Origin of the sequence: Enterococcus gallinarum NBRC 100675 (genome assembly GCF_001544275.1) — a bacterium.
Lineage (GTDB): Bacteria > Bacillota > Bacilli > Lactobacillales > Enterococcaceae > Enterococcus_D > Enterococcus_D gallinarum.
The window spans coordinates 23,406-38,720 of record NZ_BCQE01000003.1 but is presented as its reverse complement, the minus strand read 5'-3'; the positions used below and the strand labels follow the sequence as shown (position 1 = coordinate 38,720).

The following is a 15,315-nucleotide window of genomic DNA, read 5'->3' as shown; positions in this document are numbered from 1 at the left end:
AATATAAACAAGAATGAAGGGAAGCATTAAGCTTCTCTTTTTTTGTGTTGGAATGAATATTTTTGTTATAAAATAAATAAATATTGCAATTTATTTGCTAAAAATGTATATTAATACATAAATATTCATAGGAGGTCGTTGATGGATGAGTCAGTTGTTTCCCAATTATACACGTTTGCCATTAGAGATTGCTGCAGGAAAGGGCAGCTATGTAACAGATACTCAAGGTCGGAGATATTTAGATTTTACAAGCGGTATTGGGGTCGTCAACCTTGGCTATGGGCAGCCTGAAATCCAGCAGGCAATGCTGCAGCAAGCGGACAAATTATGGCATGCGCCCAACCTCTACACCAATTCGTTACAAGAGACAGTCGCGCAAAAACTAGCAAAAGGTCCATATCTTGCCTATTTTTGCAATAGTGGGGCTGAAGCAAATGAAGCAGCCTTAAAACTAGCTCGAAAAGCAACTGGTCGGACAAAGATTTTAACTTTCGAGGGCTCGTTTCACGGACGAACATTTGGTGCCATGACAGCAACGGCTCAAGAAAGCATCCATCAGGATTTTGGTCCGCTCGTACCAGATTTTGAGTATTTGCCCTTCAATGAATTTTCCCCGCTGCAAGCAGCGTTGGATGAGGAAACAGCTGCGGTGATGATGGAACTGGTCCAAGGAGAAGGCGGCGTGATCCCAGCTGAAAAAGAATGGGTCCAAAAGGTGGCCGCGTTATGTCAAGAAGCAGGTGCACTGCTGATCATAGACGAAATTCAAACAGGAATGGGACGCACGGGGAGTTTTTATGCTTTTGAGCAATATGGGATCGAACCTGATATTTTTACATTAGCAAAAGGGTTGGGCAATGGGCTGCCGGTTGGTGCCATGCTAGGAAAAACTGACTTACAGCAGAGGTTTGGCCCTGGAAGTCACGGTTCAACTTTTGGTGGTAATTTGTTAGCGATGGCTGCAGCAAATGCCGTATGTACGGTCCTAACCGATTCCCCTGTGTTAGTAAATGTTACTGCCAGACATCAGCAGCTTATGGCAGGCTTAACGGATCTGGCACAGATCGTGGCTATTCGAGGGCAGGGCCTAATGATTGGCTTAGAGTTGAAGGATAGCGCTGCTCTCCAACAGGCGATGACAGAATTGCGTCAAGCAGGGTTACTGGTGTTGAAAGCTGGAACGAACGTCCTGCGTCTGCTGCCAGCATTGACTATAACGGAAGCAGAAATGGCTGAAGGACTCGCTGTTCTACGCCATGTTTTAGGAACGAAAGAAGAAACCACTGAAAGGCGAGAATGAAGAAAGAAGAGCTGCTTTGGTTGTTGAAAGGTTGTTGAAAAAGAATTTGAGAACAAGTGAAAAAGGGGTGTAGTAAGTGAAAGCAGCAATCGTCGGGTTTACCGGCTATACAGGATTGGAATTGGTTCGTTTGATCCAATTGCATCCTGTCTTGGAGATAGGAACGTTACATAGTCATTCAGTCCAAGAAAATTCAGTCAATGTTTATCCCCATCTGCAGCAACTGGTCAACCAAAGGATTTACCCGTTTGATCCGCTGCAGATTATGCAAGAAAATGAATTGGTCTTTTTTGCGACACCGGCTGGTATTAGCAAAGATTTGGTCTCGCCATTTGTCGAACAAGACTTTCCTGTGATGGATTTATCCGGAGATCTGCGTTTGAAAGAAGCAGGTGTTTATCAGCAATGGTACCAGCAGACGCCAGCTGCGGATCGTTTATTGCATGCTGCAACATATGCATTGCCAGAGTTTCAGACGTCCCACGGAAATTTAATGGCCAATCCAGGCTGCTATGCCACTGCCGCAATTTTAGCCGCTGCGCCTTTAGTCAGAAGAAAATGGTTGGCAGGCATTCCCATTTTTGACGGCAAATCTGGGCTTTCTGGTGCGGGGAAAAAACTGTCAGATACCAGTCATTTTGTGACGATTTCAGAAAATATGCGGACATATAAATTGAATCAGCATCAGCATATCCCAGAAATTGTCCAGCAGTTTCAACAATGGGATCCAGAATTGACGGCCATCCAATTTTCCACTAGTTTGATTCCGGTTAACAGAGGGATCATGATGACCCTTTATGTGCCTGTAGCGCCAGAAAGAACAGCGGAAGATATTTATCAGAGGTATCAAGAAGACTATCAAGAACAACCATTTATTCGCTTGCAGCCGTTAGGAAAGCTGCCAGAACTGCGTCAGGTGACAGGAACCAACTTTTGTGACATTGGGTTGGTCTTAAATCCGATGACCCACATCGTGACAGTCATTGCGGTGATCGATAATTTAGTAAAAGGGGCTGCCGGACAAGCAATCCAGAACGTCAATAAATGGGCTGGGCTGGAGGAAACAGCTGGATTACGACAGATCCCTTGGTATCCTTAACGATACTTGGGAATTCGATTAGTTCAGAATAAGGAGCGTGTAACATGAAAGAAATCATAGGGACAATTGCTTCACCAAAAGGTTTTTATGCAGATGGCATCCATTGTGGGGTGAAAAAAAGAAAAGCCGATCTTGGCTGGTTGTTCTCTGAAGTTCCGGCAAGTGCCGCCGCAGTTTTCACAACCAATCAAGTACAAGCGGCCCCCGTCCTAGTAACAAGAGAACAGTTGAAAACAGGAAAGCTTCGGGGAGTGATCGTGAATTCCGGGAATGCGAATGCTTGTACTGGAGAACAAGGAATAGCAGATGCCAGAGAAATGATCGCTTTGGCTGCAGCACAAGCCGGAGTGGCCTCAGAAGAGGTGGCGGTGGCATCTACGGGAATCATTGGTCGACCACTACCAATGGCAACGATTGCTGCTGGGATTCGTCAATTAAGTCATTCTGGCAGTCCTACCGGATTTCAGAAGGCCATTTTAACGACAGACCTTGTTGAAAAAAATCAAGTGATTCAGACGGAGATTGCGGGCCACACTGTCACCATGGCAGGTTGCGCCAAAGGCTCAGGGATGATTCATCCAAACATGGCGACAATGTTGGCATTCGTCACTACCGATGTCGCTATTGCACCGTCCCTTCTGCAGTCATTGCTGCGAAAACTCACGGAAGTCACTTTTAATCAAATCACAGTAGATGGCGATACCTCCACCAATGACATGGTATTGGTGCTGGCAAATGGGCAAGCGGGCAATCCGCCGATTGAAGAAAATACATTTGCTTATAAGCAATTTCAAAAAATGCTACAGACAGTCTTAACGACATTGGCCAAAGCCATCGCTAAAGACGGTGAAGGAGCGACAAAACTGATTGAAGCTGAAACAAAAGGGGCTCCCACCGACTTAGCTGCCCGCATGATCAGTAAAACGATCGTAGGTTCACCACTCGTGAAAACAGCAATCTATGGAAAAGACCCCAATTGGGGCCGGATCCTTTGTGCAATTGGGTATAGCGGACAAAGAATCGATCCTGCCAATGTGGCGATCGAATTAGCGGCGATCCCGGTTTTTGCAGGAGGATCCCCCCTTGACTACGATGAAACACTGATGGAAGAACGCTTGACAGCCTCAGAAGTAAAAATCAATGTCATTTTACAAGAAGGGGCCGGTCGCGGGAAAGCTTGGGGCTGTGATCTTACGTATGATTATGTCAAAATCAATGCACTCTATCATACGTAATGCCTATCTCATGGAGGTATCAAACGAATAGAATCGGAATCATTGGCTGTAAGAATCAAAAAATCGCCACAAGATCCAACAGGAGGAAGAACATATGGAAATCATTGTCATCAAGATGGGTGGTCTTGCTTCAGATAATCTGACCCCCGTTTTTTTTGAACAAGTCGCACAATGGCAAGCTCTAGGAAAGAAAATCGTGATTGTTCATGGTGGCGGCCATTATATCTCGGAAATGCTGCAGAAATTGTCACTGCCGATTCAGATCAAAGAAGGCTTGAGGGTAACGGATGCGCAAACTCTTGAGATCACTCGCATGGTTTTGCTGGGACAAGTCCAGCCAATGATCACGACTTGTTTTCAGCAAGCTGGATTTCAGGCAATCGGCTTAAATGCTGGCTGTGATCAGTTGATCCAAGGGGAAATGATCAATCACGCCACACTTGGCTATGTTGGGAAGGCTAAGACTATTAATCAGCAGTTGCTTCAGCTGCTGATCAAAGGCAATCATATACCGATCCTTGCCCCACTTGGGATCACAGCCGAAGGCCAGTGGCTGAATATCAATGCGGACGAAGTCGCTTGTAAAGTTGCCAGCAGTCTGAGAGCAGAACGATTGATTCTGCTGACAGATGTACCGGGAATCAAGAAAGACTCCCAGTGGCTGCAGCAAGTCTCATTGACTGACATAAAAACATTGATCAATGAGAAGGTGATCACTGGCGGGATGTTGCCAAAGTTAGTCAGTGCTAAAAAAGCGCTTATGAGCGGAGTAGCAACTGTCAGTATCACCGACCGATTAGAAAAAAACGGTACTCAGATCAGAAGAATGAAAGAAACAGCCTTCCTTCAATGAATAAAGGTAGATTTAACCACAAAAAAAAGAAGTTCAGTGACCTTTTTTGTCGTTAAATCTATTTTTTTGTCAAAAAAAATGCTTGATAATGGTAGAATGATAAAGGATTTCATTTGCTAGTATAACGGTTTATCAGTACAATAAGGACAAATGCATAGATAAACGCATACATATATAGGGGGAGAAATAATGACAGATTTTGTATTGGGGAAGAGCACAAAGTTGCGGACAATCGCGATTCGAGTAAAAGATCGGGATAAAGCGATTGCTTTTTATCGTGATGTTCTAGGTTTTGATTTGAAACGGGAAGAAAACGAATTAGCCATTTTTGGTTTCAAAGGTGCAGAAGGTGAAGTCATCTGGCTAGAAGAAAGTCCACGGGCCAATGATCATTTTGGGGAAATCAAAAAAATGCAACGGATCCGCTTGACCGTCGCTTCCTTAGAAGAACTGGCAGCAATTTGTAAAAAAGCGAAAGAACAGTCTGCGACTTTTGAAGAATCTATTTTTGAAGAAAGTCAAATCGCAGTTGTTTTGGCTGATCCTGAAGAAAACCGAATCGAAGTTTTTTACGAAGGCACTCAAGAAACAGATTTGCCAAAAACGCTTGAAGCATTGATCGAAGCTGCACCAAGTGAGATAGTCCTGTTATCAAGCAAAGCTCGCTTCAACCAAATTCATCTGAATGTCAGTGATGTAGCGAAAGAACGCGACTTTTTGGAAGAGCTGTTAGGTTTGACGACCAAAGAAGCAGATGGTTTCTTACATTTGAATGAAGATGATTTTCAAGTTGGTTTGATCGAAGGCCAAGGCGGAACCATCGATTTACCGACACATGAGGTATTGGGATTGGACTTTTTGAAGATCGCTATTGATAAAGAAGACTTATTGACTTTGGAAGCTCATTTGACTGACAGCAAGCAAGAACTCTTTATTGATAAAAAGAAAAACTTACTGACTACCTACGATACCATCGGGATCGAATGGTGGTTCGTTGCAAATAAATAATGCGATTCACCACTAAGATGCAGAAGAATTTCTCTGGAAATCTCTTCTGTATTTTTTTGTGCAATTAGGGCCTGACTGGTATAATCAAAACAGTTTAGAGGCGCACGAAAGGAGGAACTGGTATGTATCCAGAAACGATTCGGCTAATCGCTGAAAAGCAACAGGAGGGCGTCTTTCCGGGAGTTGTTTATCGATTCATCCATGGAGAGCAAATGGAGACTCATTGTTTAGGCTACGCGGCTCGGCAGCCCCAAATAGAATCACTTACGACGGAACACCTATTTGATGTGGCTTCTTTGACGAAAGTGGTTTGTACGACGACGGTGATTCTCAAACTATGGGAACAGGGAGTCCTAGCAATCGATGACCCTCTGGTCCGCTATTTGCCTGCTTTTACTGATCAGAAAGTAACGTTACGACATCTTTTAACCCACACCTCCGATATCCAGACTTGGATTCCTCGCCGCGATCAATTGTCTGCTGAAGAGCTGCGTCACGCGTATCTTCGAGTCCAAAGCGGACCACAGCTTGGCAAGCAAGTCCAGTACACGGATACGGGCACGATTCTTCTAGGCTTCATGTTGGAGGAACTTTTTGGCTGTTCTGTCACCGAGATCTTCCAGCAGGAGGTTCTGCAACCGCTAGAAATGACCAACAGTGGGTTTACTCCTTTGCCGGCAGCAAGCAAGGTAGCAGCCACTCAGCGCCAAGAAGATGGGACTGTTCTGAAAGGAATCACCCATGATCCCAAAGCACGAGTTTTGGGCAAACATGCCGGAAACGCAGGGCTGTTTTCAACCATTGATGATTTGACTCAATTTGTACAAATGATGTTGAAGAAAGGTCAGACAGCGACGCAATCTTTTCTTTCAGCAGATATACTGGAAAGACTATATCTAGACCATACGCCCTCTGAAACAGGACATCGCTCAATCGGCTGGGACTTGAAAGGTACGCCTGTACACCTCTATCATACAGGGTATACAGGGACCTTCCTTTTGATTGGTTCTGATGGCAAAGCATTTATTTTTCTTTCGAATCGCGTACATCCAGAGGATCACAGAGATAGCTATCTGAAACATCGGGATCAAATTGTACAAAGTTATTTAAAAGAATCCGTTCGTTGAAGTTTTTCGTGCTATAATATTAGCGAATCAATAGAGAGGGGATCAACTATGGAACCATTATTTATGAAACCTGTTTTTCAAGAAAAAATTTGGGGCGGTAGCCGTTTACATTCTGTTTTCGGTTTTGATCTGCCAAATGATAAGATCGGTGAAGACTGGGCGATCAGTGCACATCCTCATGGTGTCAGCGTGATTGAAAACGGCCCATTTAAAGGGAAGACATTAGCAGACTTATGGCGGGATCACCAAGAATTGTTTGGTCATTCGGAGGCGCCGGTATTTCCTTTGCTGATCAAAATCTTGGATGCAGAAGACGATCTATCTGTGCAAGTGCATCCAGACGATGCGTACGGCATGGAACATGAAGGTGAACTAGGCAAGACAGAATGCTGGTACATCATTGATGCAGAACCTGGGGCAGAGATCATTTATGGCCACCACGCACAAACCAAAGAAGAATTAAAAGCAATGATCGAAGACGGCCGTTGGGATGATCTATTAACGAAAGTTCCTGTTAAAAAAGGCGACTTTTTCTATGTGCCAAGCGGAACGATCCATGCAATCGGTAAAGGCATCATGATTTTGGAAACACAACAAAGTTCAGATACCACTTATCGGGTTTATGACTATGATCGGACAGACGATCAAGGCAAGACCAGAGAACTGCATATCCAACAATCTGTTGATGTGACGACTGTGCCCGCTAAAGCACCAGAACTGTCGATTCGTGAAATCAAGCAAGGATCTTCGGCAATCGTGACGTATCTGGAAACCGAATTTTTCAATGTTTATGAATGGGAAGTTCGTGGCAAATTGAATCTGGAACAACAAGCAGACTATACTCTGATGACCGTGATTGACGGATATGGTCAACTTGTGATCGATGGTCATTCCTATGAATTGAAGATGGGAACAAGCTGTATTCTGCCTAATCCAATCAAAAAATGGACATTACAGGGAGAACTGACGGTGATCGCCTCTGAACCTGGCGAGAACGCATAAGTGATTGCTTCTTCTAAAAAAATACATTGAAGAACCAAATCATTCGCAGCAAGCAGAAGAAAACCTGCTTGCTGTTTTTTGCTATTCTTTTAAACTACCGGAAAATCAATCGTTAGGGATAGACGGTTGGTTTAGATTTGTTATAATGGCTTTAATAAAGGATAGGTGAAACAAATGGTTTATTTAGATCATGCAGCAACGACGCCGATGCACCCGGCTGTCATTCGAGCCATGAATGACACAATGACGACATTTTTTGGCAATCCTTCCAGTATCCATAGGTACGGTCGGGATGCCCATACCAAGCTAGAAGAAGCGCGACAAGTAATCGCCGATCAGTTAGGTGTCAAAGCCCACGAGATCATTTTTAATAGTGGCGGAACGGAAAGCGACAACACAGCGATCCTCGGCACCGCGTATGCAAAACAAGCAGTAGGAAAACACATCATTACTACGACGATCGAACATCCAGCAGTCATCGAAAGCATGAAGTTTTTGGAGAAGCAAGGGTTCGAGATCACTTACTTACCTGTCGATAAAAAAGGACAGCTCTTAGCAGAACAAGTAGCATCGGCACTACGTCCAGATACGATCCTCGTTTCAATTATGTTCGCCAATAATGAAACGGGCAATATTTTGCCGATCCAAGAAATTGGCGAACTGCTAAAAGAACACGCCGCTGTTTTTCATACGGACGCCGTACAAGCTTACGGCAAGCTGCCCATTGATCCCGCTGCGTATGGCATCGATTTGTTGAGTATTTCAGCACATAAGATCAATGGACCTAAAGGCGTTGGTTTCTTGTACAAACGAGACGGCTTGTCACCACCCACTCTCTTACACGGTGGTGAGCAAGAAGAAAAGCGCCGTGCCGGTACAGAAAATTTGGCAGGGATCGTAGGTATGGCAAAAGCTGTTTCCTTGCTGACTCCAGAAGTACAGCGTGCGCACAGTGAGACGTATCAGCAATTTGCTAAGCAAGTTTTTTCTGTTTTGGAAGAGCAAAGGGTTGACTACCGTTTAAATGGAGATCCTGATAGCAAGCTGCCTCACATCATCAATCTGCAATTTCCTGGTGTTACTAGTGAGCTGCTGTTGATGAAATTGGATCTAAAAGGCATTGCGATCTCGACGGGTTCAGCTTGTACCGCAGGGAACGTGGAACCTTCTCATGTTTTAGAAGCAATGTATGGCAAAGAGCATCCCGCTGTGGGAGAATCTGTGCGGATCAGTTTTGGTCTTGGTAACACAGAAGAAGAGGTCCATAGTTTTGCAGAGTTACTTGCTCGAACCGTTTTAGGAACGAAGAAGTAGTACCCATAGTTTCGTGATTTTAGAGGAATCGAAGGGGCTGCTCCTAGATAAGCGAAAAGAGTGCAGAAAGCAAAAAAAACTGGCACTCATGCAACCATTCATGATAATCTGAAGAAAGAAATACCGGATAGCAAAGAGACTTTCTATAGAAAAAAGCACTTGTATTTTTTCTAGAGAAGCTTTTTCGGAAATCAAAACGTCGAACGAGGTGGAAAGCAAATGGCATTTGAAACAACAACAACTGTCTTAGGTGCAGAGACCCGCTACCAATTAGCACCAGAAGCAAAAAAGTATACACTGCGGGACAATGGATTTACTGAAACAAACAGTGGCAATTTCCAACTGATCCGCGGGTTGGAAGCAACTCCGCAAAGTAAAGAAGGCTTTAAATTAAAAATCACCGTCGCAAAGGACATCAAAACGTTTAAGATGTCGATTACGACAGCCAATGGATTGAAAGCAGTCAACATCTTTAAAGACCCGCAACACAAAATGCTGCAAGAAAAATTTTATTTCTTGATGGATGGGTTTATTAGTCGCGGATTATTCATCAAAGCGTAAACCATCGCGAACAAAATGATCCGTTATTTAGGAAAAGCAACCAAAAGATTTTCGTTTCAAAAGTGTATCTGGAAGACAATCATGAACAAATTATTCCGTGGACAATGTTGGATCGTCCACAGTAGCGAGTGTGGAGGCTAGCGCTAATCCACTACGCTAGCGGTTCCACACTATCAATGTGGATGTTGTTGTGACTTGTCCCTTGCTCTTTGGCAGAAATGAAATCGTTCGGTTGTTTTTTTGTTACAGTTGAAGGAAAGATCGTGACTTCAATCATGGCTTTTGTTTGCTGTTTTCTTTTTAGGCTAAGCGTATACTGACAGATATGTAAAACATTTACCCTGAGAAAGGAAGAGAAGATGCGCTATTTTACATCAGATACTCATTATTTTCATGAAAAATTATTAGGTTCGAATGATTTTGCCCCACGTCCGTTTGCGTCTGTCTCAGAGATGCATGAAGTCATGGTCGCTAATTGGAATCAGGTGGTTCAAGCACAAGATACGGTCTACCATCTAGGAGATATTGCACTCCATCCCGAACATGAAGCGGGGTTTGCAGAGCTTTTAGCGCTATTAGTACGGCTGCAAGGAAAGATCGCTTTTATCAAAGGCAACCATGATACGCGCGCACTCTTTCGTTATCTAGCAAAGCACGATCCCGGAATTTCCGGAGAGCCGAAGTTTTCTTTTGCGGATGTCGGTCTGTTGTTAAAATTTGATCATCACCAGTATTATTTGAGTCATTATCCGATGCTATTGGGAATGACAAAGAATAGCCGTAACCTTCATGGGCATATCCATCATCATAGTTTGCCTATCGCTGAGAATATCAATGTCGGTGTCGATGCGCCGGAATTAGCATTCCTTCCTCAACCTTGGCCGTTTGGACGACCAATTTCCGAAAACCAATTAGAAAGGATCTTTCAAGCCAAACAAGCAGAAATACACCAAACGTTTCATTGAGAAATAACAAGGAAAACAGTCGGTTAAAGAATTATAGTCATATATCTTTTTAACAATAGTTATAATAGCAAGACAAAATTTCTGCTTCTAGTAAGCTGATCATTGGTCATAGAATGAAAAAATAATCGGTTTCAAGGTTTATCATTTGAAGGATATTTAAGAAATGTGTATGCTTTAAATAGAAAGTAGTAAAGGAGGTTGCCTATGCGTAAGATTTCTAAAGTGATCATGATCATTGGGTTACTGTTATTGTTGCTCGTCTTTTTCTTTGGCATGATCGAGAATCAGCAAGCGGTAGATTTACCATTCTACTTGATTCCACTGCGTGAGTATCCGTGGGTCGGAGCTTCCATGAGCATGTTTTTGTTTTGGACATGTGTCGGCTTTGCACTGCTGACGATCATTGGTATTTTCGTTGTCTTGTTCTTTCCAAAGCGTTCGGATCGTTTGGTTATCCAGCAAAAATCCGGGGAATTGGTGATTCAAAAGAAAGCCTTGGAACATTTTGTTTTAAAGAATGTCCAACAAGCTGATTTTATCCATTCGCCATCAGTGAAGGTCAAGATTATCAAGAATAAAGTCCGAGTCATGATCGATGGAGAAATGAAACAGACCGCAGCCATCCCGCAACAACAAGAAGCATTGGTTGGTGAGATCAGCAGTAAGCTTCAAACGCTATTCGGTGTCACTCATGATATACAAACAGAAGTTGTCTTGAAAGACGCTGAAGAAACAAGAGAACATCACACACAACCCCGTGTCGTTTAGGAGGAGAAATGATGAACAAATGGTTCGAACAAAATAAGATCCCGGTTATCTTTGCTGCATTAGGACTGATACTAGCAATTCTCTTTCTGACAGTCGGCTTTTTGAAAACATTGCTACTACTGATTTTTACAGCACTAGGAGGTTACCTTGGCTTCTACCTCAAAGAGATCGGTTTCTTTGATCAATTTCAAAAGCCGCGGCGTTAGTGATCGGTAACATTTATTATTATAATTTTTATGAAGATATAGGAGGAATGTACAATGGAAAATCAAGTAAAACCAACAACTACTGCAGGTGTTAAAGGAGAATTGACTTACGAAGATAAAGTAATTCAAAAGATTGTCGGGATTGCGCTAGAATCCGTAGATGGACTATTAACGGTTGATGGTGGGTTCTTCTCAAATATCGCAGGAAAATTAGTGAATACGGATGATGTTACTTCCGGTATCAACGTTGAAGTTGGTAAAAAACAAGTAGCCGTAGATTTAGATATCGTAGCAGAATACGGTAGCGACATGACTGCCATTTACGACCAAATCAAAGAAGTCGTTTCAACACAAGTCAACAAAATGACAAACTTGGAAGTTATCGAAGTGAACGTTAATGTAGCAGATGTTAAAACTCGTGAACAATTCGAAAAAGATTCAGAAACTGTTCAAGACAAAGTTAGCAGTGCTGCAGAAACAACTGGAGAATTTGCTTCAAAACAAACACGTAAAGCCAAAGGCGCATTCAACAAAACTGCCAGCCGTATCCAAGAAAACAACGAACCACGAGTTCAATAATTACGGCAAATATAAAAACAGGCTAGCTAATCGGCTAGTCTGTTTTTTTTGGATGGTTCTCAGTCAATAGTGCAAGTCTGTAAGTTGCTTTTGAAAATCAAAGCCAAAAGCACCAATAATTCAATCCTTCAGCAGCAAGCAGTTCATTAGAGAAAGTTTTTTTGTAGTGGTTTTTATCTGGTGAATCATTTGGATCAAGCACTTGAATCCCCCCTTCTCTATTCAAAGCCAATACCATCAAATGGCCTGTGGTAGTAAATGTTCCCGGCTGTACGGAGACAATGACGGGAAAGCCTTGCTGGATCATCTTGTAAGCTTCCTCGAAAGAATTTCCCAGATCTAAGAATTGATAGCCAAAATGTTCGGCAAACTGAGGAAAGATTTGCCAGCTAGTTCCTTGATCAGCAAGATAAAATTGGTTGCCTGCCCAGTTGAGAATATTGTCTGGTTCTGATGCCTGATTTCGCCAAAAAGAATCAATCATTGCTAAAGATGCGATGGCACAACCATTATCGGCAAAGGTATTTTGCTGTTCCCCAGAGCCGTAACGTTTCATCCCCCAACGTTCGTCTCTTTGCAAAATCAAAGGGACTTGTTGGGACTTCGGCAGCACTTCTTGCAGCACTTGATTGGCTTGCTCTGAGAATTTCTTTGGCAATAATACGATATCTTGTGAGTCGGAATGCTTTACTCTTTCAAAGACTAATTGTCGTAAAAGGAAAGAACCGGCGACAATGATCAGTAAGACAAGAATACTTTTTTTGACGGAATTTTTTGGCTTTTTTCTATTTCTGCGGTCAGTCGTTGCGTGATTGTTCATGTTCTGTTACCCCTTTTGTCATTATCTAAGAGGAGTATAGCTGATCCTTGCAACAGACATTTCTGTATTTTATGAAGAAATTCATACGATTTTATGATAGTTTCTTTTTGCTTGAAAGCAGGCTAGCATTAGGCTTAAGCAGCAGCTGTCGGAGGAACTATTTATGTGGGAAAGGTTTTTTTGAATTTAAAGAAGTATCTAATTTTTTTACAGGAAAAGCTAAACCGATGAAACTCTCCGTGAATTTTTTGCCAATCTGTTGTATAATGCAAATTACTGAAAAGTTGCGACCTTCAAATCGTAGATGATTTCAGAATCTATAATTGAAATGATGGTGAAAAATCATGTCTAACGAAAACACCCGTGTGGTGGTTGGAATGAGTGGCGGGGTGGACTCGTCGGTAACAGCACTTTTGCTGAAAGAACAAGGGTATGATGTTGTCGGGATCTTTATGAAAAATTGGGACGATACCGATGAAAATGGTGTATGTACTGCAACGGAAGATTACAAAGATGTGGCTAAAGTAGCAGCTCAAATCGGCATTCCCTATTATTCAGTCAATTTCGAAAAAGAATATTGGGACCGCGTTTTCGAATATTTCTTAGCTGAATATCGAGCTGGACGTACACCAAACCCAGATGTTATGTGTAACAAAGAAATCAAATTCAAGGCCTTTTTAGATTATGCCATGGATCTTGGTGCTGATTATGTGGCAACTGGACACTATGCTCAAGTCGAAACGGATGAAAATGGGGTCACCCATATGCTGCGCGGAGTGGATAGCAACAAAGACCAAACGTATTTCTTGAGCCAACTGTCGCAAGCACAATTGAGTAAAACCATGTTCCCTTTAGGCGGCATGGAAAAATCTGAAGTACGGGCCATTGCTGAACGAGCTGGTTTAGCAACAGCTAAGAAAAAAGATTCTACAGGTGTTTGCTTTATCGGTGAAAAGAATTTCAAACAATTTCTAAGCAATTACTTGCCAGCAAAAAAAGGCAACATGGTCACATTAGATGGTGAAGTCAAAGGACAACATGATGGTCTGATGTACTATACCATCGGCCAACGTCAAGGATTAGGAATCGGTGGCGGCGGCACTTCACAAGAACCGTGGTTTGTTGTCGGCAAAGATTTAGCAACAAACACATTGTATGTGGGACAAGGATTCCACCATCCAGCATTGTATGCAGATCGCTTGGAAGCAAGTCAAATCCACTTTACGACAGACATAGATCGTCCAAGAGAATTCAAGTGCACAGCCAAGTTCCGTTACCGTCAACAAGATGTCGGCGTCTCTGTCCGCTTGCTAGATAATGACCGTGCCGAAGTGATCTTCGATGAACCCGTTCGGGCAATCACCCCAGGACAAGCAGTGGTCTTTTATGATGGCATGGAATGTCTTGGCGGTGGCTTGATCGATGCCGCTTACCAAGAAGCAAAAGAATTGCAATATGTCTAAACGATTCGAACGATTGCAGCAGTGATAATTGAAACGATCCGAATGATCAGTGATGCCTGTGTGGATTTGCAGGCATGATCTTTCGGATCGTTTTCTGTTTGATTCTAGGAGATTCTTATTGATCGGTACGTCTTTTTTCATCTTCAAAAGCTTCTTGATGCATTTGGAAAAAGCGGTAGTAGGTCTGAACATTTTCCAACTGTGTCCAGCGACGCACATCCACCGGCTTTTGATCCAAATCGTAGATCTTTGCTTCTTTGATGGAGAGGACAAAAGGGCTGTGGGTAGCGATGACAAATTGACAATGTTCGTAGCGGGTCATGTCTTCGATAAATGCGACTAACTCAATTTGTCGTTGGGCCGACAGTGAATTTTCTGGTTCGTCTAAAAGATACAGTCCATTAGGCACGATTTTTTCTTGGAAAAAGCTTGCCGCGTTTTCTCCGTTTGAGAATTCACGGACATTATCCATCAGATTTTTACGTGTGAATTTCGATTGTGTATTGGAACGTGCGAGGTTGATTTTTTTTAATCTCTCATAGTCTTCAAAGCCTTTAAAACGAAAATTTGCATATTTGGCTTCAAAATATTCGTCGAAGACTTCTTCTCGGCGGCGATCAATGCCTTGATTCAAATTGCGAATGTCGAGCATATAGTCGAATACGTCATCGCTGGTCAAAATTTGCTTGATTTTAGGTTCGTTGGTAACTATGCAATGGCATTGATCAAGGTAATCTTCAAAGAAGTTGGAACGATTATAAGCGGCGGACCGTTGCGCGCCGATCTTCTCAGCAAGGACGTTCAGTGCGGTGGTTTTTCCTGAACCGTTGCCTCCGTAAAGGATAGTGATTGGTTCAAAATCGATTTGAGAAAAGGCGTTCTTTGACAAGACTTGATAGGGGTAATAGGAATCATAGACAGTTCGCATAATCCCCGCAAAAAATGACCCTTCGGATTCATGATCAGGAAAAGTAATTTGATTAAGGTACATCAACGCGCCAACTCCTAACAGATT

The 15,315-nt window shown here is 42.8% G+C and carries 16 protein-coding genes; 14 read left to right on the top strand and 2 right to left on the bottom strand.

Annotation, left to right across the window (positions count from 1 at the left end; translation table 11 throughout):
- Nucleotides 1–145 precede the first annotated feature (145 nt).
- From EG2_RS01610 to EG2_RS01550, 13 genes are all read left to right on the top strand, one after another.
- Entirely contained in the window at nt 146–1,300 is a 1,155-nt protein-coding gene (locus EG2_RS01610) for an acetylornithine transaminase (protein ID WP_060813220.1), read from the top strand.
- Nucleotides 1,301–1,376: 76 nt separating this feature from the next.
- Entirely contained in the window at nt 1,377–2,399 is a 1,023-nt protein-coding gene (argC, locus tag EG2_RS01605; RefSeq protein WP_060813219.1) for an N-acetyl-gamma-glutamyl-phosphate reductase, read from the top strand.
- A 44-nt stretch (nt 2,400–2,443) separates the two neighbouring features.
- Nucleotides 2,444–3,634 (top strand): bifunctional glutamate N-acetyltransferase/amino-acid acetyltransferase ArgJ, encoded by a 1,191-nt coding sequence (gene argJ, locus EG2_RS01600; RefSeq protein ID WP_060813218.1) that lies wholly within the window; start codon nt 2,444–2,446, stop codon nt 3,632–3,634.
- Between the two features lie 94 nt (nt 3,635–3,728).
- Nucleotides 3,729–4,487 (top strand): acetylglutamate kinase, encoded by a 759-nt coding sequence (gene argB / locus EG2_RS01595; protein ID WP_060813217.1) that lies wholly within the window; start codon nt 3,729–3,731, stop codon nt 4,485–4,487.
- A gap of 189 nt (nt 4,488–4,676) precedes the next feature.
- Nucleotides 4,677–5,495, top strand: coding sequence for a VOC family protein (locus EG2_RS01590; RefSeq protein WP_060813216.1), 819 nt, complete (start codon nt 4,677–4,679; stop codon nt 5,493–5,495).
- Nucleotides 5,496–5,617: 122 nt separating this feature from the next.
- Nucleotides 5,618–6,622 (top strand): serine hydrolase domain-containing protein, encoded by a 1,005-nt coding sequence (locus tag EG2_RS01585; protein ID WP_060813215.1) that lies wholly within the window; start codon nt 5,618–5,620, stop codon nt 6,620–6,622.
- Nucleotides 6,623–6,670: 48 nt separating this feature from the next.
- Complete coding sequence (gene manA / locus EG2_RS01580; RefSeq protein ID WP_003128154.1) at nt 6,671–7,624, top strand: mannose-6-phosphate isomerase, class I; 954 nt, start codon at nt 6,671–6,673, stop codon at nt 7,622–7,624.
- 174 nt (nt 7,625–7,798) lie between these two features.
- Nucleotides 7,799–8,938 carry a cysteine desulfurase family protein gene (locus tag EG2_RS01575; protein WP_060813214.1) on the top strand — a complete coding sequence of 380 codons (1,140 nt, stop codon included), beginning with the start codon at nt 7,799–7,801 and terminating at the stop codon, nt 8,936–8,938.
- 219 nt (nt 8,939–9,157) lie between these two features.
- Entirely contained in the window at nt 9,158–9,499 is a 342-nt protein-coding gene (locus EG2_RS01570) for a DUF1831 domain-containing protein (protein WP_003128156.1), read from the top strand.
- Between the two features lie 359 nt (nt 9,500–9,858).
- Nucleotides 9,859–10,464: a metallophosphoesterase gene (locus tag EG2_RS01565; protein WP_021150561.1), complete on the top strand. Its 606-nt coding sequence runs from the start codon at nt 9,859–9,861 to the stop codon at nt 10,462–10,464.
- A gap of 204 nt (nt 10,465–10,668) precedes the next feature.
- Nucleotides 10,669–11,232 carry an alkaline shock response membrane anchor protein AmaP gene (gene amaP / locus EG2_RS01560; protein ID WP_003128159.1) on the top strand — a complete coding sequence of 188 codons (564 nt, stop codon included), beginning with the start codon at nt 10,669–10,671 and terminating at the stop codon, nt 11,230–11,232.
- 11 nt (nt 11,233–11,243) lie between these two features.
- The gene (locus tag EG2_RS01555; protein WP_029486300.1) at nt 11,244–11,438 is read left to right on the top strand and encodes a DUF2273 domain-containing protein; all 195 of its coding nucleotides are present in this window, start codon (nt 11,244–11,246) and stop codon (nt 11,436–11,438) included.
- Between the two features lie 54 nt (nt 11,439–11,492).
- Nucleotides 11,493–12,017, top strand: coding sequence for an Asp23/Gls24 family envelope stress response protein (locus tag EG2_RS01550; protein WP_003128162.1), 525 nt, complete (start codon nt 11,493–11,495; stop codon nt 12,015–12,017).
- A gap of 97 nt (nt 12,018–12,114) precedes the next feature.
- On the opposite strand, the gene EG2_RS01545 is transcribed toward EG2_RS01550, so the two are convergent.
- Nucleotides 12,115–12,837 carry a C39 family peptidase gene (locus EG2_RS01545; protein WP_060813213.1) on the bottom strand — a complete coding sequence of 241 codons (723 nt, stop codon included), beginning with the start codon at nt 12,835–12,837 and terminating at the stop codon, nt 12,115–12,117.
- A 344-nt stretch (nt 12,838–13,181) separates the two neighbouring features.
- Here EG2_RS01545 and mnmA point away from each other — a divergent pair, with 344 nt between their 5' ends.
- Nucleotides 13,182–14,300 carry a tRNA 2-thiouridine(34) synthase MnmA gene (mnmA, locus tag EG2_RS01540; protein WP_060813212.1) on the top strand — a complete coding sequence of 373 codons (1,119 nt, stop codon included), beginning with the start codon at nt 13,182–13,184 and terminating at the stop codon, nt 14,298–14,300.
- A 115-nt stretch (nt 14,301–14,415) separates the two neighbouring features.
- Here the strand turns inward: mnmA and EG2_RS01535 are convergent, their stop codons facing one another.
- Nucleotides 14,416–15,291, bottom strand: a complete 876-nt coding sequence (locus EG2_RS01535) for an AAA family ATPase (protein ID WP_082709498.1) — start codon at nt 15,289–15,291, stop codon at nt 14,416–14,418.
- Nucleotides 15,292–15,315 lie beyond the last annotated feature (24 nt).

What these genes read in the sequence shown, in the direction of transcription:
- EG2_RS01585 (WP_060813215.1), top strand. Translation starts at nt 5,618, where the DNA reads ATGTATCCAGAAACGATTCGGCTAATCGCTGAAAAGCAACAGGAGGGC.
- mnmA (WP_060813212.1), top strand. Translation starts at nt 13,182, where the DNA reads ATGTCTAACGAAAACACCCGTGTGGTGGTTGGAATGAGTGGCGGGGTG.
- manA (WP_003128154.1), top strand. Translation starts at nt 6,671, where the DNA reads ATGGAACCATTATTTATGAAACCTGTTTTTCAAGAAAAAATTTGGGGC.
- argB (WP_060813217.1), top strand. Translation starts at nt 3,729, where the DNA reads ATGGAAATCATTGTCATCAAGATGGGTGGTCTTGCTTCAGATAATCTG.
- EG2_RS01535 (WP_082709498.1), bottom strand. Translation starts at nt 15,291, where the DNA reads ATGTACCTTAATCAAATTACTTTTCCTGATCATGAATCCGAAGGGTCA.
- EG2_RS01590 (WP_060813216.1), top strand. Translation starts at nt 4,677, where the DNA reads ATGACAGATTTTGTATTGGGGAAGAGCACAAAGTTGCGGACAATCGCG.
- EG2_RS01610 (WP_060813220.1), top strand. Translation starts at nt 146, where the DNA reads ATGAGTCAGTTGTTTCCCAATTATACACGTTTGCCATTAGAGATTGCT.
- EG2_RS01545 (WP_060813213.1), bottom strand. Translation starts at nt 12,837, where the DNA reads ATGAACAATCACGCAACGACTGACCGCAGAAATAGAAAAAAGCCAAAA.
- EG2_RS01565 (WP_021150561.1), top strand. Translation starts at nt 9,859, where the DNA reads ATGCGCTATTTTACATCAGATACTCATTATTTTCATGAAAAATTATTA.
- argJ (WP_060813218.1), top strand. Translation starts at nt 2,444, where the DNA reads ATGAAAGAAATCATAGGGACAATTGCTTCACCAAAAGGTTTTTATGCA.
- amaP (WP_003128159.1), top strand. Translation starts at nt 10,669, where the DNA reads ATGCGTAAGATTTCTAAAGTGATCATGATCATTGGGTTACTGTTATTG.
- EG2_RS01555 (WP_029486300.1), top strand. Translation starts at nt 11,244, where the DNA reads ATGAACAAATGGTTCGAACAAAATAAGATCCCGGTTATCTTTGCTGCA.
- EG2_RS01575 (WP_060813214.1), top strand. Translation starts at nt 7,799, where the DNA reads ATGGTTTATTTAGATCATGCAGCAACGACGCCGATGCACCCGGCTGTC.
- EG2_RS01570 (WP_003128156.1), top strand. Translation starts at nt 9,158, where the DNA reads ATGGCATTTGAAACAACAACAACTGTCTTAGGTGCAGAGACCCGCTAC.
- EG2_RS01550 (WP_003128162.1), top strand. Translation starts at nt 11,493, where the DNA reads ATGGAAAATCAAGTAAAACCAACAACTACTGCAGGTGTTAAAGGAGAA.